The sequence below is a fragment of the Clostridium sp. AM22-11AC genome (assembly GCF_003473545.1).
Taxonomy (GTDB): domain Bacteria; phylum Bacillota; class Clostridia; order Lachnospirales; family Lachnospiraceae; genus Enterocloster.
Window position 1 is genome coordinate 56,129 of record NZ_QUCM01000012.1, and the last position, 20,922, is coordinate 77,050.

Genomic DNA, 20,922 nt, shown 5'->3' on the forward strand with positions numbered 1-20,922 from the left:
AGCTTCTTCCAGATGCATGGCAACAAAAAAACGCCTGGAACAAGGGATTGCATAATGCATTTCCTGTTTTTGTCCAGACGTTTCTCTGTTTTAACCTTCTTTTATCCGGTTATTTATTGTTTTTATTTTAACACAATCTGCATTTCTGTCCTGTTTTATCACAGATAACAGAACATTTTCCTACAGATATTTCTTCAGATCTTCTACTCTGTCTAACTTCTCCCACGGAAGATCTACATCATGACGGCCAAAATGACCATAAGCAGCGGTCTGCTTGTAGATCGGGCGGCGCAGATCAAGCATCTTGATGATGCCAGCTGGACGCAGGTCAAAGTTTTCACGGATGATCTCAACTAACTTCTCGTTGCTTACCTTTCCCGTTCCGAAGGTATCTACCATGATGGAAGTTGGATGAGCAACACCGATGGCATAAGACAGCTGGATCTCGCACTTGTCAGCAAGTCCTGCTGCTACGATATTCTTTGCAACGTAACGTGCTGCGTATGCTGCGGAACGGTCTACCTTGGTGCAGTCCTTTCCGGAGAATGCGCCGCCGCCGTGACGAGCGTAACCACCGTAGGTGTCTACGATGATCTTACGGCCGGTCAGACCACTGTCTCCGTGAGGTCCGCCAATAACGAAACGGCCGGTTGGGTTGATAAAGAACTTGGTATTCTCGTCTACCATATCAGCCGGGATGATCTCGTCAAATACATACTTCTTAATATCCTCATGGATCTGCTCCTGGGATACATTCTCATCATGCTGAGTAGAAAGAACAACTGCATCCAGACGTACTGGCTTGTCATTCTCATCATATTCTACAGTAACCTGGGTCTTTCCATCTGGACGAAGGTACTTTAAGGTACCGTTCTTTCTTACTTCTGTAAGGCGTCTTGCCAGCTTGTGAGCCATAGAAATAGGATAAGGCATATATTCTTCTGTCTCATTGCTTGCAAAACCGAACATCATACCCTGGTCACCAGCACCGATCGCGTCTAACTCTTCCTCAGTCATGTGCTTTTCACCAGCCTGCTTTGCCTCTAATGCCTTGTCAACGCCAAGAGCAATATCAGCAGACTGCTCATCAATTGCAGTTAAAACACCGCAGGTATCGCAGTCAAAACCATATTTTGCACGATCATATCCGATCTCACGGATAGTCTCACGAACGATCTTCTGGATATCTACATAAGCCTTGGTAGTGATCTCACCCATTACCATTACAAGTCCTGTAGTGGTAGCTGTTTCACATGCAACACGGCTCATTGGATCCTGTTCCATTAATGCATCAAGAATGGCATCGGAAATGGCATCGCACATTTTGTCTGGATGGCCTTCAGTTACAGATTCGGAAGTAAATAATCTTCTTTCCATTTGTTCTCCTTTTTCGTTTTTGTTATATTGTTATCTTAGTTTGCTTTGTTGACCCGTTACCCGCTAAAGCGGGCACTGCATTTCGTGAACAGCGAACGACCTCTGGCGCGCTCCCATATGCAATGGCAAGAAAAAAGTCCGCAGCAATTGCGGACTTGAAAATAGCAGATCTTCAAATCCTCTTATTGCTCGATCAAGCAGTTTTCCGGAATTTCCGTACTCGTCTGCTCCTCGCTCAGGCTGGCACCTTCCGGCCCTTTCGCATGTGCATCTTGCTTTCACATACTCAACCGGGGTTGCCGTGACTTCGCAGGTCCTTTGTACCTCCATCACTCTGAATAAGGGATATATACGAACTTTTTAATTGTAAATCTAAACGGATTACCTCACATATCTTAATGGATTTGCGCAGGTATGTCAATATCTATTTTTCTCAATCAGCCTACACGCAACTTAAATTTCTGCACTTCGCGCTCAGAATCCACCTTTTCGATCACAGCTCCAAGAGCCTGAAGCTTTTCTTCAAAGCACTCATAACCTCTCTGGATATAGCCAATCTCATCTACTGTGGTATAGCCTTCAGCAGCCAGTCCTGCGATCACTAAGGCAGCACCTGCACGAAGGTCTGGAGCATTTACCTGAGCACCTGTAAAGCCTGCAACGCCATCAATGACAGCTACATTGCCTTCTACCTTAATATGGCTTCCCATACGTGCCAGCTCGTCCACGTATTTGAAACGGTTCTCAAAAATACTCTCCGTTACCATACTGGTTCCATTTGCAAGCGCAAGTGTAACAGCCATCTGAGGCTGCATATCCGTCGGAAATCCAGGATAAGGCAGAGTCTTGATGTCTGTATGTCTCTGTACCGGTTTTCCTACCACACGGACTGCATCATCAAATTCAATCACTTCACAGCCGATCTCAATGAGCTTGGCAGAAATAGCTTCCAGATGCTTCGGGATCACATTTTTCACCATGATATCCCCTCTGGTTGCTGCTGCAGCACACATAAAAGTACCTGCTTCGATCTGATCCGGGATAATAGAATACTCGGTTCCATGAAGCTTGCCTACGCCACGGATACGGATAGTATCTGTACCAGCACCTTTAATATTGGCTCCCATACTGTTTAAGAAGTTGGCTACGTCTACGATATGAGGCTCTTTTGCCGCATTCTCCAGAATAGTCTGGCCTTCTGCCATAGCTGCTGCCATCATAATGTTGATAGTCGCACCTACAGAAACCACATCCAGATAGATATGGCTTGCTACCAGATCAATGGCATGGGCGATCACTGCGCCGCATTCAATCTGTACATCCGCTCCCAGCGCGCGGAAACCTTTAATATGCTGGTCGATGGGACGGCTTCCAATGTTGCATCCGCCTGGAAGCGGTACCTGAGCGCTCTTATATTTTCCCAGCAAGGCGCCGATAAAATAATAAGATGCGCGGATACGGCGGATATATTCATCATCAACGGACACTTCTTTAATACCGCTGCCGTTGATTTTTACTGTATGACGGTCAATACGATCTACTCTTGCACCGATCTCCTGGATAGCTTCCAGCATTACATTGATATCTCTTACATCTGGAAGGTTATCGATCAGTACATCATCATCCGTCATGATCGAGGCGGCAAGAATACCTAACGCAGCATTCTTGGCACCGCTGATGGTTACATCACCCACTAACGGATTACCGCCTTTTATAATATATTGTTCCATTACACACCTCTGTTGCTTAATGTACTCCCAAAATCTTTTTGTGCTTTATTTTGCAAGAAGATTTCGAGAGTACATCTTATTCAATCCTTACAGCAAATTCTTCTAATGGGACTTAAGAATTCCCTAAAACTTCGTTCACAATTTATTTACATCCATTAGATTATACCATAAGAATGGAATTTGTAAAGTGTGTGCTTTTTTATTCCACTTTCAGACCGCACAAAAAGCTGTTATTTGCTCCTGAAAAATAGACAGCCCCATCTCCCAGTCCCATCTTGGAGATCTCCTGTGTTGCCGGATCATAAATATTTACATTGTACTGGTCGTATCCATATAAAAGCAGATAGGAACCATCCGGTCTGCATGCCACCACCGGTATTCCCTTATCAATAAAATACAACACCTGATTTACATTACAGCCGGACCCATCTAATGTCATAAGTCCGCCATCTCTCAGCTTATTTTCACCTAAGCTGTCCATATAAGATAATAACTCTCTTGCCTGTCCGGCCGGATCTTTCAGGCTGCGGATCGGCTTCTTATTAATACGATCCCAGATCAGATGCTGATTTTGATCTGTTACATAGCCCATTTTTTCATAGGCTGTATTCACTGCTTCACTGAAATTTTTAAAGGCTCCCAGGTATCTTCCACCGCCATAAGCATAGAAAATAAGATCCGTATCCTCAAGATTATTCTGTCTGCCAGACAACTCCAACGTACTTGTATTTTCATAAGAAAATGCCTTTGGTACCTCTGTTTTCACAGAAGAAGCCTTTATTTCTCCATCTGTCTGTACAAAATAGACCCTGCCTTTGTCCTGGGACGCATACCATCCAAGTCCTTCAAAAGGATCCTTATCTACTTTTTCATTACAAACAATGGTGTCCTCATCCTGGTAAGCATACTGCCCATCTCCTATTTTCACCAGTCGTTTTAAATGGATTCTTCCATCTTCTGCCGTTACATCTGATATATAGATACCCGGCTTTTTATATTCGCTCTGAATGTTCATCTCATTATCAGCAATATACAAGGCGTACATAGGAAGTTCTTTTACAATTCCATTTACTGACCACAGATCACTTTCATGTCCGAAACCATAGATCAGATCACTTCCTACAAAACCAAGAGCCCTTACATAATCTCCTGATGGAGCTGTAATATCCTGTTTCTGTGCTGTATTAAAATCCATAACATGAAGCATTTCCGACTGATATGCATTATTTCCTTCCTGCCATGCCATACGGCTTCCATCTGCACTGACTGCAAAACTTCCCTGGCTCAGGCCATACGCTACAGTAACCGACTCATTGCTGTTCAGGTCAATTCCTGTAACCTTTCCGTTAAGCAGCAGGTAGGTCATACCATCTTCTCCCAGATATGCCAGTGTGGTAATATCAGACTCTAACTGGTCATATCCTTCTGAAACAGGCACAAAGAATTTTTCCTGTACTGTACGACTGTCTTCATCATAATGGTAAAATACCACTCCCATCTGCCCTTCATAGGTTCCCCGGTTCATATAGCCATATACAAGAAAATCAACATCTCCTTCATCTGAAGCTGCCAAAACTTTCACATTATGTTTCCCATAATCCGCTCTCACATCATCATTGGAGCCATCTGCGAAAGTAAACATGCAAAGGGCTTTTTTATCATGCTGATCATAGCGCCACAGATTTCCATTTACACGAAACAGGATATACCGGGAATTTTCGCTTTTCTGCGCCTTGATCTGCTTTGCATCCGAAATCCCCAGCAGGATCCTTTTTCCCGCAAAATTCTTCTGTTCCCCGTTAAACATTTCATTGGCATAACGGTTATAATTCATCAGGTAAATTCTCTTATCATTCCACTTCATAGTGAAATTATCTTCTGTCCGCACCAGGGAACGATTACCTGTGCTGTCTGTGACCCACACATTATATTCTACCTGGACCTGCCCCATGATCCCATCGTACAGCTGCAATGTGATCTGCGGTTCTCCCTCCAGTTCTGTTTCCAATCCGTCCCAGGTAAGATGATCAAAACTTGCCTTGATACTTACATTGCCTAAAGAGCTGTTATCCTCTCCCGGATTGGTTTCCAGATAAGACACCAGTTCTTTCGCCTCATCGTAATTCAGACTTTTTCTGGTGAAATTTTCTGCCAGATCCAACATATCTCCTGCATGGTTGGTATCAGCCCACATAATGCGGGTATAATAATGGATCTCTTTTTCTGCTGTACTTACTGTAAGATCCAGCAAATAAGTTTCATTTTGTGTCAGCAGATTTTGAATAGGAAGCACTACCTGCAAACTTCCATTTTCTTCCTGCCAGTTATCAATCTCTGTCCGTTCGATCAAACGGTCCATTCCCAGATTGCGCACTTCGTAGCGGATCCCTGTGATTCCATTATCATATTCATCAATATGCAATGTCAGCTTTCTGTCCTCAGGAAGTACGGAAATACTCTCTCCTGCCACCTGGTTTCCCATATCCTGAATGTATCCATGAAGAGCATTGATCTCTTTTCCATCAAACTCTGTATACACCACAGGAAATTCAGGCGCATCCATTGAAGAATAAACAGCCTCTTCCTTTTGCATATTTTTTCTTGCAGCAAAGAAATACACAGCCACCGATGCGGCAAATACCATTGTAAGTATCCCTGCTGTCCGTATTATTTTTTTCATATCATTCAGTCCTTTAAACTCAGCCCATTTATACAGCCGCCTGTTTTGACGGTCCCTTTCATTTTATATAATAACCTGTGAAACTACAACTTAATCTTTTTTTAAGTATTATAAATCTAAGTATTATAAAACAAAAAAAGATACTCTGTTCCACGTGAAACAAACACATGTTGCAGAGTATCTATAAAAATTCATTATTCAGGCTTTTTCTCTACATATCCCAAAGCCTGTTCCAAAGCTTCCTGTTCTTCATTTCCAAGGACTACATCTGTCTGTCCCCGATCCACTTCCTTCATATATATATAGCAGCCTTCCCTGCTGTGGATACAGTTCAGTACAAAACCTGTATTAGTATAATCCAGCATTGCAAATACAAAGCTTAAATTACCACCCATTCCCTGAAATGCATTGTACTTCACCATTCCAAATTTCTGAAAGGATGCGCGAAAATTACGGTTTAAGGTACGGATGGAATCCTTTGCCGCCCGGTCTTCTGCTTTCAGGTTTCGGATCTCTTCAATCTGATCCATGATCACATCTTCCAATGTTTCTGCATCTTTTCCCCGCATAAAATAATCATACTTGCGGGTCAGACTTTTTAACTGTACCATAGTGGAGATCAAAAAGATCAGTAATATTAACACTAAACCGATCAATCCCAAAATAAGAAATCCCGGGTCAAACGGAAGCTGATTTAAAATACTGGTTTCCATCATGAATGCATCATTCTCCTTCTGTCGATCAGCCGATGGATTCTATCATTTCCACGATTCTTTCCAGTTCCGCTTCAGAATAATATTCGATTTCAATTCGGCCTTTATTTTTGTCTTTATTATGTATACTTACCTTGGTTCCCATAACAGATTTCATTCTGTCTTCCAGATTTTGGTAGATCAGTGTGAGAGCTTCATCCTGTTTCTTTTCTTCTTTCTTCTCTCCCGCTGCTTCCCGCTGCATCCGCTTTACCAGTTTTTCTGTTTCACGGACACTTAACTTTTTGTCCAGAACTTCTTTTGCTGCTTTTAACTGCAGTCCCTTGTCCTCCAGTGAAAGGAAAGCCCTTGCATGTCCACTGGTAATCACACCCTGGATCAGCATATTCTGGATCTGCTCATCCAGTTTTAAAAGGCGCATAGTATTGGTAATAGCAACACGGCTCTTTGCCACACTGGCAGCGATCTCTTCCTGTGTAAGATCAAACTCCCTGATCAGCTTCTGATAAGCCAAAGCTTCTTCGATCGGATTTAAGTCTGCCCTCTGTACATTTTCGATCAGAGAGATCTCCATTGCTTCCTGTCTGCTGTATTCTTTTAATACTGCAGGAACTTCTTTTAATCCAGCTGCTTTTGCAGCGCGCCATCTGCGCTCCCCTGCAATGATCTCATAAAAGCTGCCTGACTTCTGTACCAGAAGAGGCTGAAGAACTCCATACTGTTTAATAGACCCCGCCAGCTCATTGATCTGTTCTTCGTCAAATGTTTTCCTCGGCTGTTCCTTATTCGGCTGGATCAGATCCAGTTTGAGCATAAGAATGCGTCCTTTTTCATCGATCTCCTCTGCAGCAGCTGCCCTTTTCGCTTTTGCTTTTTCAAGCTCTTCTTTGCTCTCTTTTACAACATCTTCACCGAAAATCGCCCCCAGGCCTTTTCCTAATCCCTTCTTTGCCATTATAACTCTTCTCCTCTGCTTATCACTTCCGCTGCCAGCATCCGATAACTTTCTGCACCTGTTGAACGGGTGTCATAAAGATTAATGGACTTACCGTGACTTGGTGCTTCTGCAAGTCTTACATTTCTTGGAATAATAGTTTTATAAATGGTCTGATTTAAATTGCTCTTTACGCTCTCCACAACCTGCAAAGATAAATTGGTGCGGGCATCATACATGGTAAATACAACCCCTTCCAGTTCCAGCTGTGGATTTAATTTTTTTCTTACCAGTTCTACTGTCTTTAATACCTGATTTAATCCTTCCAGAGCATAATACTCACACTGGATCGGTACCAGTACCGTATCTGCTGCTGTCAATGCATTAATTGTCAGGATATTCAAAGATGGCGGACAATCGATCAGAATAAAATCATAATCATCTCTTACCTGATCCAGATAACGTTTTAAAAGTGTTTCTTTATTTTCTATTTCCTGAAACTCGATTTCTGCTCCTGCCAGGTTCATATCAGAAGGAAGTACATCCAGATTATCCTGTACATTCTTTACCAGACATTCGTCCAGTCCGGCTTCCTCCGCCATCAGATCATATACTGTATGTTCGTGTTCTTCTATTTCTACTCCCAGTCCGCTGCTGGCGTTTCCCTGGGGGTCAAAGTCTACCAGCATTACATGCTGTCCTGCCTCTGCCAGACAAGCTGATAAATTGATTGCTGTTGTAGTTTTTCCTACTCCGCCTTTCTGGTTGGCAATTGTAATAATTCGTCCCATATTTTTTACATCCTTTCTCAGAAAAACATTCATTTTCTGACCATCAAAAACGATTATAGCACAACTTTATAGTTATAGCAAAAAGTTTCACGTGAAACATATAAATAGTTTCACAACTTTCCATCAACTTTTCTTAAATCTTTTGTCCGTTGTAATAGCGTACCCATTGTATTATAATACTGTTTAGATACCACATTACTTCATCACTATTATAATAAGGAAGAAAGAGATTATCTAAATGAAAACAAGAAATAAATTACTGACCTTACTTATCCTTTCTGCTGGCGCTGCTACTACTACTGCGCTGATCAATAAAGCAGTTAAACTTTCTGCTGTATCAAAGCACATTTTAGAGAGCCGCGTCTCTCTCTGTTATCGCTGGCGTCTGGGCAATATCCATTATACAAAGATCGGCGAAGGGAAACCTGTCCTTCTTGTACACGACCTTTCACCTGCATCCTGCAGTTATGAATGGCATTCCGTCCGCAGAGAACTTGCAAAGAACCATACTGTATACACCATTGACCTGTTAGGTTTCGGACGTTCCGAAAAGCCCAACCTCACTTACACCAACTATCTGTATGTGCAGCTGCTCTCCGATTTCATCAAATCAGAGATTGGTCACCGCACAGACATTGTAGCTACCGGTGCTGCTGCTTCTCTGGCAGTTATGGCATGTGGAAATTCTCCGGAATTATTTGACCGTCTGATACTGGTCAACCCGGAGTCCCTGCTCTCCTGCAGTATGGTACCTGGAAAGAACGCGAAACTTTACAAGTTCATTCTGGATCTGCCGATCGTAGGCACCCTGATCTACCACATTGCAAGCAGCCGTCAGAATATTGCAGATGAATTTAAAAATCACTATTTCTCTAATCCGTACTCTGTCACTGCCCGGGATATTGACGCTTACTACGAAGCAGCACATTTAGGCGACTCTCCTAAATCTGTATATGCCAGTGTCAAATGTAACTACACCAAGTGCAACATCATCAATGCTTTAAAGAAGATCGATAACAGCATCTATCTTTTAGGCGGCGATCATCTGACCGGAATGGAGAAAATCCTGGAAGAATATAAAAATTACAATCCAGCGATTGAGTCCATTATGATCCCGGATACCAAACATTTACCTCAGTTAGAAGCACCTGCTGCGTTTCACGAAATGTGTGAAACATTTTTAGAATAACACCTGTTTTGAAAAATGTTTCACGTGAAACATCCACTATTTAATTTTCAAATTACAGGTTCATAGGTTTGTTTCACAGCAGCCATAATAATGTTTCACGTGAAACATTTTATGGCTGTTCTTTTTTACTGTTACAAGATCACTACATCAACCCGTTTAGGAGGTACCACTTATGCTTCGTATTGGCTGTCACTTATCATCTTCCAAAGGTTACTGTGCTATGGCAAAAGATGCCCTGAAAATCCACGCAAACACCTTTCAATATTTTTCCCGCAATCCCAGAGGAGGTAATGCAAAGGCGCTGGACCAGGAAGACATTGCCCGTTTTCTGGTGGAAACAGATAAAAATGATATCCATCCATTTTTAGCCCATGCCCCTTATACATTAAACGGCTGTTCTGCAGACCCGGCTCTCCGCGATTTTGCCAGACGCACGATGGCCGATGACCTGGCACGTTTGGAATTTACCCCTGGAAATCTTTACAATTTTCATCCCGGAAGCCATGTAAGACAGGGCGCAGATGTAGGCATTTCTTATATTGCCGATATGTTAAATGAGATTTTAAAGCCCGATCAGACTACTACTGTCCTATTGGAAACCATGTCCGGCAAAGGCAGCGAAGTAGGGAGAACCTTTGAAGAATTAAAAGCAATTATTGATAAAGTGGGGTTAAACAGCCAACTTGGAGTATGTTTAGATACCTGCCATGTATGGGATGCAGGCTATGATATTGCAGATCACTTAGATGAAGTAATTTCAGAATTTGACCGGATCATCGGTCTTGATCGTTTAAAAGCCATTCACTTAAATGACAGTTTAAATCCTCTTGGAGCCCATAAAGACCGCCACGCCAGACTGGGAGAAGGTCATATTGGATTGACCTCTTTAAAGAGACTGATCAATCACCCGGCGCTGGCTCATCTTCCCTTCTATCTGGAAACGCCTAATGATCTGGCTGGATATGCAAAAGAAATTGATATGATGCGGGAAGCATGGAAATATTAGTAAGTCAAAAAATATCCTTCGCCAAAGTCCCTGGTAATTATTTTCCAGGCTTTGGCGAATTATTTTAGACTGTTATACCCCTGTTACTTTATAAGGGATCATTACTCTTTTTCCCCGGATCCGGTCATTTTCTTCTGTATCAAACGCCTCTAAAAGCAGCTTTACTGCTTCTTTTCCCTGTTTCCGTCCATCTCTTTCTACGGAAAGCATTTCATCCTCTAAGAGTTTTGCCGTCTTTTCAGCATCCATTCCCATAAAAAGGATCTTTTCTGTTCCCTGTTTTTTCCCTTTAAAAAGCTCCTTAAAGCACTGTCCAACTGCTGTTTCATTTAAAGCAAAAAGAGCATCCGGAAGTTTCTTTCCCTGCAATACCCGGTTTATATCTTCTACTTCCCGCAGGATCAGTTCTTCCGGCAGGGCAATTCCATTATCTTCTAACGCCTGCACACAACCTCTGTACCGCTCCTCTGTAGCTGCATCATTTTCCATCTGTCCTACTGCAATCCCAATCCTTTTGCAGCCTTTTTCGATCAGTCTGCAGATGCCCTCATAAGCGCCACGGAATTCGTCTGCAAAAACGCCATCCATTCCTGCATTTTTTACGTCTTTTTCAGTCAGTACAACCGCTGTTCCGTTGGCTTCTAATTCCTGTAAAATGCTTCTCAACTCTTTATTTTCACTGCGCACAGGCACTAAAACAAGGCCTTTCATATGCTGATTTTTTACTTCTTCCAGCCACTTTTTTTCTGTTTTCAGGTCATTTTCGCTGTCCATAAAAACAAGACTGTAGCCATGTTTTGCTGTTTCTTTTGCCGCACCTTCTAATATCTTTCCATACTGCTTCTCTCCCACTCCCGGGATAATCATACCGATCGTAAAACTGTCTTTACTGCTCAGACTCCTGGCAATCATATTTGGCGTATAGTTGTATTCTTTAATGATCCCCATTACTTTCTTGCGGGTATCTTCCTTTACATATCCAGAGTCGTTTAGAACTCTGGATATAGTAGCGCAGGAAACTCCCGCAAGCTTTGCCATTTCTTTGATATTCATAACTTGCATTCTGCCTTTTTCTTAATGTATCGTTTTATTTTATTATTGCTTTTATTATCACTGCATTTGATTGTCTCAGATGTTTCTGACCGCAATGGCAATGAAAATAGTCTGATTTTTAATGCGTATTTGATATAATAATCTGATAAATATGTGTTTTTCATCTGCATGTAACCGATTTCATGCTCATTTTGTTCCCAGTGGCTCTTTTCCTGGAAGTCCCGCTTTTCTTGGATATTTTGCTGAAATCGGTTTCATTTTCTTAATTTTGATCAGACTTCTGGATCCTTCGCCTCCCGGAAGCTCAAATCCAGTCACATTTTCGATCTCTCCGCCTAATATTGCCACTGCCTTCTTTGCCTGAGCCAGTTCTTCTTCAATATCTCCTGATTTATAAGGAACAAAATATCCCCCCACCTTTACAAATGGCATACAATATTCTGATAAAGAGGACAGATTAGCCACTGCACGGGATACGCACAGATCAAATTTCTCTCTGAGATCCTTATTTCTGCCTCCATCCTCTGCTCTTGCATGGACGCAGGTGACATTTTCAAGATCAAGGCGCTCACAGACTTCCTCTAAAAAGCGGACTCTCTTATTTAAAGAGTCTAATAAAGTGACCTTCAAATGAGGAAAAGTAATCTTTAATGGGATGCCAGGAAATCCTGCTCCTGTTCCCACATCAATCAATGAAACCGTTTTCTCAATGTCAGAAAACCCTTTTACAAGACACAGACTGTCGCAAAAATGCTTTGTGATTACTGCATCTTCTTCTGTAATGGCCGTCAGGTTCATTACTTTATTCTTTTCTACCAGAAATTGGAAGTAATCGTAAAACTGCTCCAGCTGCTTTTCGCTTAGCTGGATGCCCAAAAGTTTTACTCCCTCTTCCATTTTCCGGACAAACTGTTCTGTCATAAATTTTTAACCTCTCATACCAGCATGTACCCGCGAGAACTCTCGCGGGTGCATATTTTTTCCTTAAGCTTCGCTCTTGCTTCTCTCCAGATATACCATTAATACAGAAATATCCGCCGGTGATACACCGGAAATTCTGGATGCCTGTCCAATGGTAGACGGCTGGATCTTATTTAACTTCTGTACAGCCTCTTTTCGCAGGCTGTTTACCTGGGCATAATCAAAGTTTTCCGGCAGCTTTCTGCCCTCTAACTTCTTAAACTGGGCTACCTGCTGCATCTGGCGCTTGATATAACCTTCGTATTTGATCTCAATATTTACCTGCTCCTGCACATCAAAAGCAAGTTCCGGACGTTTTTCATCTACCTCTGCCAGCTTCTCATAGTCCAGTTCCGGACGCTTGATCAGCTCTGCCAGGGTAGTTCCTGACTTAAGAGGTGTACTCTCATACTTAGCCAGAAGTTCCTGAACCTTTGGAGTACCGCCGATAGTTGCCTTTTCAAGACGCTCGATTTCTGCATCGATCTGTGCTTTCTTCTCAAGAAGATGCTCATATTCTTCATCACTTACAAGGCCAATATTATGTCCGATCTCGCGCAGACGCAGATCTGCATTATCCTGTCTTAAAAGCAGTCTGTACTCTGCTCTGGAGGTCATCATACGGTATGGTTCATGGTTCTCTTTGGTCACCAGATCATCGATGAGAACGCCGATATAAGCCTGGGAACGGTCCAGAACCACCTGCTCTCTGCCAAGGACTTCCATAGAAGCATTTACACCTGCCATAAAGCCCTGTACAGCTGCTTCCTCATAACCGGAGCTTCCGTTAAACTGACCGCCTGCAAACAGGCCGCGGATCTTCTTAAACTCCAGTGTAGACTTAAGCTGCAAAGAATTGATGCAGTCATACTCAATGGCATAAGCATTTCGCACGATACGCACATGTTCCAGTCCCGGTACAGTACGGTACATTGCATACTGTACATCCTCAGGAAGAGAACTGCTCATTCCGCCTAAATACATTTCATTGGTATAAAGTCCTTCCGGCTCCACAAAGACCTGATGACGCTCTTTATCTGGGAATTTTACCACTTTGTCCTCAATAGACGGACAATATCTTGGTCCTGTTCCCTCGATCGCTCCTGAGAACAGAGGAGAACGGCTTAAATTATCACGGATGATCTTATGTGTCTCCTGATTGGTATAAGTCAGCCAGCAGGAAGCCTGCTCTTTCTGAACGCTTTCCGGGTCTGTAGAGAAAGAAAACGGAACCACTCTCTTATCTCCAAACTGCTCCTCCATCTTTGAAAAGTCGATGCTTCTCTTGTCAGCTCTTGCCGGTGTTCCTGTTTTAAAACGGAACATTTCAATTCCGTTTGCGATCAGGGAGTCCGTCAAATGGGTAGCTGCCTGCAGTCCGTTTGGTCCCGTAGGGTTGCTTACGTCCCCGTAGATACATCTTGCACGCAGATAGGTTCCTGTACACAGTACAACTGCTTTCGCGTGATATATGGCCCCTGAGAAGGTCTTAACACCCTTAATCTGGCCGTCCTCGACTATCAGCTCAGAAACCTCTGCCTGACGGATGGTCAGATGCTCTGTATTCTCCATGGTCTTTCGCATCTGACGACTGTATTCCTGCTTATCCGCCTGGGCCCTTAAAGAGTGGACAGCCGGTCCCTTTGACTCATTTAACATCTTAGACTGGATAAAGGTCTTATCAATGTTCTTTCCCATTTCTCCGCCTAATGCATCCAGCTCTCTTACCAGATGTCCCTTGGAGCTTCCACCTACATTAGGATTACAGGGCATCAGGGCAATACTGTCCACACTGACTGTAAATACAATGGTCTCAAGGCCCAGTCTGGCGCAGGCAAGCGCTGCCTCACAGCCGGCATGACCGGCACCTACTACCACAATATCATATGTTTCTTCCAAATATGGCATTTTCTTAATTCCTTCCTGTTTCTATATTCCCCGTGACTACTTTCCCATACAAAACTTGGAAAAGATCTCATTTACCAGATCATCTTCCACTGCTTCTCCTAATATCTTTCCAAGCTGCTCATAAGCATTCATCAGATCAATGGAGTAAAAATCTTCCGGCATGCCGTCTGATACGCTCTGTTTTACCATTTTAAGGCTGTCTAATGTCTGTTCCAGTGCCTCTTTATGGCGAACATTGGTAATGTACACCTGCTCGTTAAAGGATATTTTTCCGTGGTAGAACAGCCTTTTGATCTCTTCTTCCAGAGCTTCAATTCCCTGCTCCTCTTTTGCAGAAATCGGGATCACTGCATGGCCGCAGGCATTTTCTAACTCATCCTTATCTACGGCCAGCTTAAGGTCCGTCTTATTTAACAGGACAATGGCTCTGCGCCCCCTGATAAACTCCATGATCTCCTTATCATTTTCATCTAACGCCCTGGAGCCATCCACTACATAGATGATCAGATCTGCATCCTCTGCCGCCTTCATGGCACGCTCTACACCGATCTTTTCCACTATATCTTCTGTATCACGGATGCCAGCTGTATCCACCACATTTAAGCTGATGCCCTGAAGGTAAATATGCTCTTCCAGGGTGTCTCTGGTGGTTCCTGCGATCTCCGTGACAATGGCTCTTTCTTCCCCTAAAAGCACATTCATAAGGGAAGATTTTCCTGCATTTGGCTTTCCTAAGATAACAGTCTTAATGCCTTCTGACATGACCCGGCCGTCATCACAGGAGGCTAAAAGCCGCTCCACCTGTTTTACCATAGGCTCCAAAGCTGCCAAAAGGCGCTCTGGATACCCGTCTAATGAAATATGTTCCGGGTCATCTAAAGCAGACTCAATAAAGGCGATCTCATATAAGATTTTTTCGCGAAGTTCCCGTATCTTTCGTGAAACAGAGCCTGCCAGCTGGCTTACGGAACTCTTTAAGGCATATTCATTGGTAGACTGGATCACGTCCGCCACTGCCTCTGCCTGGGCTAAGTCAATACGTCCATTTAAGAAAGCACGTTTTGTAAATTCTCCAGGCTCTGCCGTCCTTGCCCCATTTCGGATCACTGTCTCTAAGATCTTCTTTACAATAAAGACACCGCCGTGGCAGTCGATCTCCACTGTATCTTCCGCTGTATAACTGTTAGGCCCTTTCATGATCATCACCAGAACTTCATCTAAACGTTCTTCCCCGTCATAAATATAACCGTAGTGGATCGTATGTGACTTCACCTGGCTCAGATTCTTTGGCTCTCCCTTTTTATTTCTGTAAATGCGGCTTATTACCTGTAAGGCATCATCACCGCTTATCCTTACGATACCGATACCGGAATTGCTCATTCCCGTCGCTATCGCTGCAATGGTATCTGTTTTCATTCATTTTCCCTCATTTCATTCCCCTATTATACAAAAAAGGCTGTCGCTTATGCAACAGCCTTTCTCATTAATCTCTCAATTAATTTTGTATTACTCCTGTGCGCTTTCACTAACTGTTTCAGTCACAGGCTCTGCCTTTGGTGCAGACTGGTAAGAACCGCCTCTGCGGTTGTTTCCCTTATAGCCATAAGAACGATCAGAACGGCCTCTGCCTGCTCTGTCATATCTTCCTTTTCTCTCAGTAGTAACAGCTTCCTTCTTTAAAGCAATGACTACATGGCGGAAAGGTTCTTCTCCTTCGCTGCGTGTGGTCACATACTTGTCATTCTGGACTGCTGCATGGATGATCCGTCTTTCATAAGGATTCATAGGCTCTAAGGATACAGGACGTCTGGTACGTTTTACCTTGTATGCAATGTTCTTTGCAAGGGTTTCCAGAGTCTCTTTTCTTCTTTCACGGTAATTTTCCGTATCCAGTTTTACTCTCAGATAACCTTCTGTTCCCTTATTTACGATCAGACTTACCAGATACTGTAAAGAGTCTAAGGTCTGTCCTCTCTTACCGATCAGAATTCCCATGTCCTCTCCCTCTAAGTTCAGGGAAATTTCCTGCTCTTCCTCATTGTAAGCAGCTGTAATAGATACCTCAAGGTTCATGGCATCAAAAATCTGGGACAGGAACTCAATTGCCTTGTCAGCAACGGTTTCTTTCTTTTTTGCACGTATGATCGCCGGTTTTGCACCGATTCCTAAAAATCCGGCACTTCCTTTGTCAACCACTTCATACTCCAGCTTGTCGCTGGTAGTCTCAAGCTCGATCAACGCCTTCGTAACCGCTTCGTCTACTGTTTTCGCAGTAACCGTAATCATATCCATACGAAACAAACCTCCTATTTTTTATTGCCCTTCTCCTGGCGTTCATTATACTTCGCTACCATACCGGCCTTGGAAGCCAGACTTCCTGGTTTTGCGTCCTGATTATAATACTTATTGGACTCTTCCACCTGGGCCTTGCTCTTTGCGATCTTAGCCATACGTGCGCTTTCTTCACGGGATTCCTTTTCTTCATACTTTTTCAGCATGTCATCCACGTTTCCAACCTTTGTTGGCGGAAGTCCTTTTTTCGCACGCTTCTTGTTAGTCTTTTCTACATTTTTCTGTACCAGCTCGTCCATATCTACTTTATTTAAGTAAGAATTAATGACCATCTGCTGGATAACGGTAAACACACTCTGTGCTACCCAGTAGATACCAATACCGGAAGCAAAGGTAAAGCAGAAGAATACAGACATTAACGGCATGGTCACGTTCATGGACTTCATCATATCAGAAGTTGGATTTTCTTCCACCTGCTTTGGCTGGTTTGCAGTCATCAGCTTAGTGCTGTACCACTGGCTGGCACCTGCTAAAACAGGAATTGCAATAGCCGCGATCACCATTGTGATGGTTCCTGTACCGCCGCTGAAGAAATTCGTAATCACCTGCCATGGTGTATATGCAATGTTCAGTCCAAAGAAGTTCTGCATCTTCTCAATGGCCTGTACTGCGTTCACACCACCTTCTACGGCAGCTTCACCTGCAGCAGGGAAGGCACCGATAAAGGTCTGCCACTGCTGTGCGGTGAATTTATATAATAGATCGATAACTGTATTTACGTTAGTAAAATCAAATTTGTCGCCAGTCATTCTGCATGCCTGTGCAAGCTGTGTAAACACATCCTGTGTCTGATAACCAGCCGGCAGCTGACTGATAACGGTTTCATAATATCCTCTTACAGACTGTACATAAGCCGGGATATTATAGATAACACGGTACAAAGCGAAAATGATCGGCATCTGGATAGCCAGTGGCAGACATCCGCCTGTCATAGATGTACCATACTTTTCGTAAACCGCTTTCATCTCTGCCTGCATCATCATGGCAGATTTCTGGTCATTTTCTTTGCCCTTGTACTTTTTCTGGATCGCATTGATCTCAGGCTGCATAACAGCCATCAGCTTGGATGATTTCTGCTGTTTGATGGTCAGCGGCATCATCAAGAGCTTTGTAACCAGTGTAAACAGAATAATGCACAGACCGATATTCTCAATGCCGAATGTGCTGGTAAAACGGAATAATAAATCCATGATCCAGCCTAAGATCCCGGCGATTGGCCCCAGAATACCGCCTGTTTTTGTCAAAACAACTGCGCCAGCTAAACTGTTCAAAACGCTACCTCCTTATGGAGCACCTGCTGTGCTCGTTTTTCTACGGAACTGGATCATAACCGCCTTCTGCAAAGGGATGACAGCGAAGGATCCGCTTGCAGGCCAACCATGTACCCTTAAACACACCATACTTTTCCAGTGCTTCAATGGCGTATTGAGAGCACGTAGGTGTGTAAATACAGTGAGTATTTATTTTAAGAGGGGAAAGATACTTCTGGTACCCCCTTATCATCAGGATCATTGTCTTTTTTACAATCTTCATGATCTACTTCACTTCGATTCTTTTAAAATATGATGCAGTCCGCACAGGTGCATGTACGCACCTTCCAAATGTTTGTAATCTGATGTTGCTGCGGCAGTCCTTGCCACAACGATGATGTTTAACCCAGTCTCAATTTTTTCATTATTCAGCCGGAATATCTCCCGCATCAGTCTGGCAATATGGTGACGTACCACGCTGTTGCCTACCTTTTTGCTCACGGATATACCAAGCTGGTTTGACTCTTCCCCGTTTCTCATTACATACATAACAAGCAGACGGTTTGCATAGGACTTTCCATTTCTGTATATATTCTGAAAGTCACTGTTCTTCTTAATGGAAGGAAATCGTTTCATATAGAATAGAAACTCCTTTTCATTTAGCTAAACAAAAAGGCCACATCCTGAAAATGTGGCCTTACTGTTCTCAATGTTCTTAAGCGGTTAATTTAGCTCTACCTTTTGCTCTTCTTGCAGCAATAACTTTTCTACCGCCAGCTGTCTTCATTCTAGCTCTGAAGCCATGAACTTTTGCTCTCTGTCTTTTCTTAGGCTGAAATGTCATCTTCATATTCCGGGCACCTCCTATCAAATATTATCTGCTAATGTGGTAACACACATTTCGACTAGTATAATTAAACATCTTCTCGATTATATAGAAAAAATCGGCCTTAGTCAAGGGATTTTTTGAGGAAAACTGGGAAAAAATTGTGGACAGATGCCCCTGTGTGTACCGTGTATATCTCTGCTCACATTATCCACAATTTGTTGATAAGTTGTGGATAAGTTCTGGAAAACCTTATTCTCATCCACAGTGTTCCGTCCGGATCCCCTTTTTTTCCTGGTTTTTACCATTGTGTACAACTTTCTCTTTTCCTTATCCACTCTTTGTGGAAAACCTGCCCGTTTTTTGCCATTTTTGCCTTCATCCACAGCTTTCCAACAAAGTTATCCACAATATTTTGCACTTTTGATTGAAAAAAAAACGGCTTTAGTATACAATGTACTTAGATTGGGCAATTCTGCACTACAGTTTCAGGAGACAGAAAATGATAGATAAAATTAAAGAAAACTGGGAAAAAATCCTACTGATTTTAAAAGAAGAACATGAAGTATCCGATGTTTCCTACCGGACATGGCTTCAGCCATTGACCCCTTATTCTTTTAAAGGAAATACCGTTACCATCATCGTTCCGGAACAGACCTTTTTGGCCTATGTAAAAAAGAAATACGGTCTTTTATTAAAAGTTACCATTTCAGAATTCCTAGATCAGGACTGTGATGTGGATTTTAAGGTAAAGGACCAGATCGAGGAAGAAAAACAGGCGCAGGCGCCTTCCCTCATCCAGAAAAATAAAGCAGTTGTAAGCCCTGATGTGATCCAAAGTGCTAACTTAAACCCAAAATATACCTTCGATACCTTCGTTGTAGGTTCCAACAACAACTTAGCTCATGCAGCAGCCCTTGCAGTTGCGGAATCTCCCGGAGAGATCTACAATCCCCTTTTTATCTACGGAGGCGTTGGTCTTGGAAAAACCCATCTGATGCACGCAATTGCTCATTTTATTTTAAAAAACAACCCAAGCGCCAAGATCCTTTATGTCAGCTCTGAAACCTTTACCAACGAGCTGATCGATGCGATCCGTAACAAAAACAACATTACCACCACGGAATTCCGTGAAAAATACCGCAATAATGACGTCCTTCTTATTGATGATATCCAATTCATTATAGGAAAGGAAAGTACCCAGGAGGAATTTTTCCATACCTTTAATACATTATATGAATCAAAGAAGCAGATTATCATATCTTCCGATAAACCTCCGAAAGAAATTGAAACTCTGGAAGAACGTCTGCGTTCCCGCTTTGAATGGGGTCTTACTGTAGACATCCAGTCTCCGGATTATGAGACCCGCATGGCCATCCTGCGTAAAAAAGAAGAAATGGAAGGCTACAATATTGATAATGAAGTGATCAAATATATCGCAACCAACATCAAATCCAATATCCGTGAGCTGGAAGGCGCCCTTACAAAGATCGTTGCCCTCTCCCGCTTAAACAAATGCGATATTACCTTAGGTCTGGCAGAAGAAGCATTAAAAGACATCATCTCCCCAAATGCCCAGCGGGAAGTTACGCCGAACCTGATCATTCAGGTCGTTTCCGATCATTTTGGCATTACGCCTCTTGATATTTCTTCCCAGAAACGTACCAAAGAGATCGTTTATCCGCGCCAGATCGTTATGTATCTCTGCCGCAATATGACAGAAACTCCTCTACAGTCCATCGGCCGTATTTTAGGAGGACGTGACCATACTACCATTATCCACGGTTCTGAAAAGATCGCTGCGGATATGAATAAGGACGAAAATCTTAAAAATACCATTGAGATCCTGAAAAAGAAGATCAATCCACAATAACCTGTGAAAAGGCTGTGGACAAACTGTTGATAGATCGGGGCCGGTTTTTTGTGAAAAATTTTTTTATTTTACTCTGTGGATAACTTTTAGGATGTTCCATAAAAATGTGGATGATTTCCACAAAGCTTTCCACAGAGCTTTTCCACTGTTTTTCTGGGGTTTTTCCACTTTTACACATACCCACAACCCCTACTACGGTTTCTACGAAAAATAATTCTTTATATACCCTATCCGAGGGCAACCAGATGCGAACAACTCAGAAAGGAAGTTATCAACAATT

At 42.9% G+C, this 20,922-nt stretch carries 17 protein-coding genes, 1 pseudogene and 1 riboswitch; of the genes and pseudogenes, 3 read left to right on the forward strand and 15 right to left on the reverse strand.

Going from position 1 to position 20,922, the window contains the following annotated elements; translation table 11 throughout:
- Positions 1 to 180: 180 nt before the first annotated feature.
- The 6 genes from metK to DW251_RS11455 all read right to left on the reverse strand — a co-directional run bounded on the left by metK (position 181) and on the right by DW251_RS11455 (position 8,225).
- Positions 181 to 1,377, reverse strand: coding sequence for a methionine adenosyltransferase (gene metK, locus DW251_RS11430; protein ID WP_021870185.1), 1,197 nt, complete (start codon positions 1,375 to 1,377; stop codon positions 181 to 183).
- 179 nt (positions 1,378 to 1,556) lie between these two features.
- Positions 1,557 to 1,722, reverse strand: a riboswitch (SAM riboswitch).
- A 92-nt stretch (positions 1,723 to 1,814) separates the two neighbouring features.
- Positions 1,815 to 3,107 carry a UDP-N-acetylglucosamine 1-carboxyvinyltransferase gene (locus DW251_RS11435; RefSeq protein WP_021870184.1) on the reverse strand — a complete coding sequence of 431 codons (1,293 nt, stop codon included), beginning with the start codon at positions 3,105 to 3,107 and terminating at the stop codon, positions 1,815 to 1,817.
- Positions 3,108 to 3,306: 199 nt separating this feature from the next.
- Entirely contained in the window at positions 3,307 to 5,787 is a 2,481-nt protein-coding gene (locus DW251_RS11440; protein ID WP_118301210.1) for a hypothetical protein, read from the reverse strand.
- 194 nt (positions 5,788 to 5,981) lie between these two features.
- Positions 5,982 to 6,503, reverse strand: a complete 522-nt coding sequence (locus DW251_RS11445; protein ID WP_021870182.1) for a DUF4446 family protein — start codon at positions 6,501 to 6,503, stop codon at positions 5,982 to 5,984.
- A 25-nt stretch (positions 6,504 to 6,528) separates the two neighbouring features.
- Complete coding sequence (locus tag DW251_RS11450) at positions 6,529 to 7,455, reverse strand: ParB/RepB/Spo0J family partition protein (RefSeq protein ID WP_118301211.1); 927 nt, start codon at positions 7,453 to 7,455, stop codon at positions 6,529 to 6,531.
- Positions 7,455 to 8,225 carry an AAA family ATPase gene (locus tag DW251_RS11455; RefSeq protein ID WP_021870180.1) on the reverse strand — a complete coding sequence of 257 codons (771 nt, stop codon included), beginning with the start codon at positions 8,223 to 8,225 and terminating at the stop codon, positions 7,455 to 7,457. The genes DW251_RS11450 and DW251_RS11455 overlap by 1 nt, the downstream gene beginning before the upstream one ends.
- 238 nt (positions 8,226 to 8,463) lie before the next feature.
- On the opposite strand from DW251_RS11455, the gene DW251_RS11460 reads away from it, so the two are divergent.
- A complete protein-coding gene (locus DW251_RS11460; RefSeq protein ID WP_021870179.1) occupies positions 8,464 to 9,414 on the forward strand; it encodes an alpha/beta hydrolase in 951 nt (316 codons plus the stop codon).
- A 172-nt stretch (positions 9,415 to 9,586) separates the two neighbouring features.
- Positions 9,587 to 10,420, forward strand: a complete 834-nt coding sequence (locus DW251_RS11465; protein WP_021870178.1) for a deoxyribonuclease IV — start codon at positions 9,587 to 9,589, stop codon at positions 10,418 to 10,420.
- A 72-nt stretch (positions 10,421 to 10,492) separates the two neighbouring features.
- On the opposite strand, the gene DW251_RS11470 is transcribed toward DW251_RS11465, so the two are convergent.
- The 9 genes and pseudogenes from DW251_RS11470 to rpmH form a co-directional block, all read right to left on the reverse strand.
- Positions 10,493 to 11,473, reverse strand: coding sequence for a LacI family DNA-binding transcriptional regulator (locus DW251_RS11470; protein ID WP_021870177.1), 981 nt, complete (start codon positions 11,471 to 11,473; stop codon positions 10,493 to 10,495).
- Positions 11,474 to 11,659: 186 nt separating this feature from the next.
- Positions 11,660 to 12,394, reverse strand: coding sequence for a 16S rRNA (guanine(527)-N(7))-methyltransferase RsmG (rsmG, locus tag DW251_RS11475; protein WP_118301213.1), 735 nt, complete (start codon positions 12,392 to 12,394; stop codon positions 11,660 to 11,662).
- 63 nt (positions 12,395 to 12,457) lie between these two features.
- The gene (mnmG, locus tag DW251_RS11480) at positions 12,458 to 14,341 is read right to left on the reverse strand and encodes a tRNA uridine-5-carboxymethylaminomethyl(34) synthesis enzyme MnmG (protein ID WP_118301214.1); all 1,884 of its coding nucleotides are present in this window, start codon (positions 14,339 to 14,341) and stop codon (positions 12,458 to 12,460) included.
- Positions 14,342 to 14,377: 36 nt separating this feature from the next.
- Positions 14,378 to 15,757, reverse strand: coding sequence for a tRNA uridine-5-carboxymethylaminomethyl(34) synthesis GTPase MnmE (gene mnmE / locus DW251_RS11485; RefSeq protein ID WP_118301215.1), 1,380 nt, complete (start codon positions 15,755 to 15,757; stop codon positions 14,378 to 14,380).
- A gap of 252 nt (positions 15,758 to 16,009) precedes the next feature.
- Positions 16,010 to 16,633, reverse strand: a pseudogene (gene jag, locus DW251_RS11490) (RNA-binding cell elongation regulator Jag/EloR); the annotation flags it as partial.
- Positions 16,634 to 16,647: 14 nt separating this feature from the next.
- Positions 16,648 to 17,964 carry a YidC/Oxa1 family membrane protein insertase gene (locus tag DW251_RS11495; RefSeq protein ID WP_021870172.1) on the reverse strand — a complete coding sequence of 439 codons (1,317 nt, stop codon included), beginning with the start codon at positions 17,962 to 17,964 and terminating at the stop codon, positions 16,648 to 16,650.
- A gap of 40 nt (positions 17,965 to 18,004) precedes the next feature.
- Positions 18,005 to 18,226, reverse strand: coding sequence for a membrane protein insertion efficiency factor YidD (yidD, locus tag DW251_RS11500; RefSeq protein WP_118301217.1), 222 nt, complete (start codon positions 18,224 to 18,226; stop codon positions 18,005 to 18,007).
- A gap of 8 nt (positions 18,227 to 18,234) precedes the next feature.
- Complete coding sequence (rnpA, locus tag DW251_RS11505) at positions 18,235 to 18,579, reverse strand: ribonuclease P protein component (protein ID WP_021870171.1); 345 nt, start codon at positions 18,577 to 18,579, stop codon at positions 18,235 to 18,237.
- Between the two features lie 79 nt (positions 18,580 to 18,658).
- Entirely contained in the window at positions 18,659 to 18,793 is a 135-nt protein-coding gene (gene rpmH / locus DW251_RS11510; RefSeq protein ID WP_021870170.1) for a 50S ribosomal protein L34, read from the reverse strand.
- Positions 18,794 to 19,271: 478 nt separating this feature from the next.
- Here rpmH and dnaA point away from each other — a divergent pair, with 478 nt between their 5' ends.
- Entirely contained in the window at positions 19,272 to 20,642 is a 1,371-nt protein-coding gene (dnaA, locus tag DW251_RS11520; RefSeq protein ID WP_021870169.1) for a chromosomal replication initiator protein DnaA, read from the forward strand.
- Positions 20,643 to 20,922 lie beyond the last annotated feature (280 nt).

Coding starts and splice junctions, on each gene's coding strand:
- metK (WP_021870185.1), bottom strand. CDS start 1,377: ATGGAAAGAAGATTATTTACTTCCGAATCTGTAACTGAAGGCCATCCA.
- mnmE (WP_118301215.1), bottom strand. CDS start 15,757: ATGAAAACAGATACCATTGCAGCGATAGCGACGGGAATGAGCAATTCC.
- DW251_RS11435 (WP_021870184.1), bottom strand. CDS start 3,107: ATGGAACAATATATTATAAAAGGCGGTAATCCGTTAGTGGGTGATGTA.
- DW251_RS11460 (WP_021870179.1), top strand. CDS start 8,464: ATGAAAACAAGAAATAAATTACTGACCTTACTTATCCTTTCTGCTGGC.
- dnaA (WP_021870169.1), top strand. CDS start 19,272: ATGATAGATAAAATTAAAGAAAACTGGGAAAAAATCCTACTGATTTTA.
- DW251_RS11455 (WP_021870180.1), bottom strand. CDS start 8,225: ATGGGACGAATTATTACAATTGCCAACCAGAAAGGCGGAGTAGGAAAA.
- mnmG (WP_118301214.1), bottom strand. CDS start 14,341: ATGCCATATTTGGAAGAAACATATGATATTGTGGTAGTAGGTGCCGGT.
- rsmG (WP_118301213.1), bottom strand. CDS start 12,394: ATGACAGAACAGTTTGTCCGGAAAATGGAAGAGGGAGTAAAACTTTTG.
- rnpA (WP_021870171.1), bottom strand. CDS start 18,579: ATGAAACGATTTCCTTCCATTAAGAAGAACAGTGACTTTCAGAATATA.
- DW251_RS11470 (WP_021870177.1), bottom strand. CDS start 11,473: ATGAATATCAAAGAAATGGCAAAGCTTGCGGGAGTTTCCTGCGCTACT.
- rpmH (WP_021870170.1), bottom strand. CDS start 18,793: ATGAAGATGACATTTCAGCCTAAGAAAAGACAGAGAGCAAAAGTTCAT.
- yidD (WP_118301217.1), bottom strand. CDS start 18,226: ATGAAGATTGTAAAAAAGACAATGATCCTGATGATAAGGGGGTACCAG.
- DW251_RS11465 (WP_021870178.1), top strand. CDS start 9,587: ATGCTTCGTATTGGCTGTCACTTATCATCTTCCAAAGGTTACTGTGCT.
- DW251_RS11450 (WP_118301211.1), bottom strand. CDS start 7,455: ATGGCAAAGAAGGGATTAGGAAAAGGCCTGGGGGCGATTTTCGGTGAA.
- DW251_RS11445 (WP_021870182.1), bottom strand. CDS start 6,503: ATGATGGAAACCAGTATTTTAAATCAGCTTCCGTTTGACCCGGGATTT.
- DW251_RS11440 (WP_118301210.1), bottom strand. CDS start 5,787: ATGAAAAAAATAATACGGACAGCAGGGATACTTACAATGGTATTTGCC.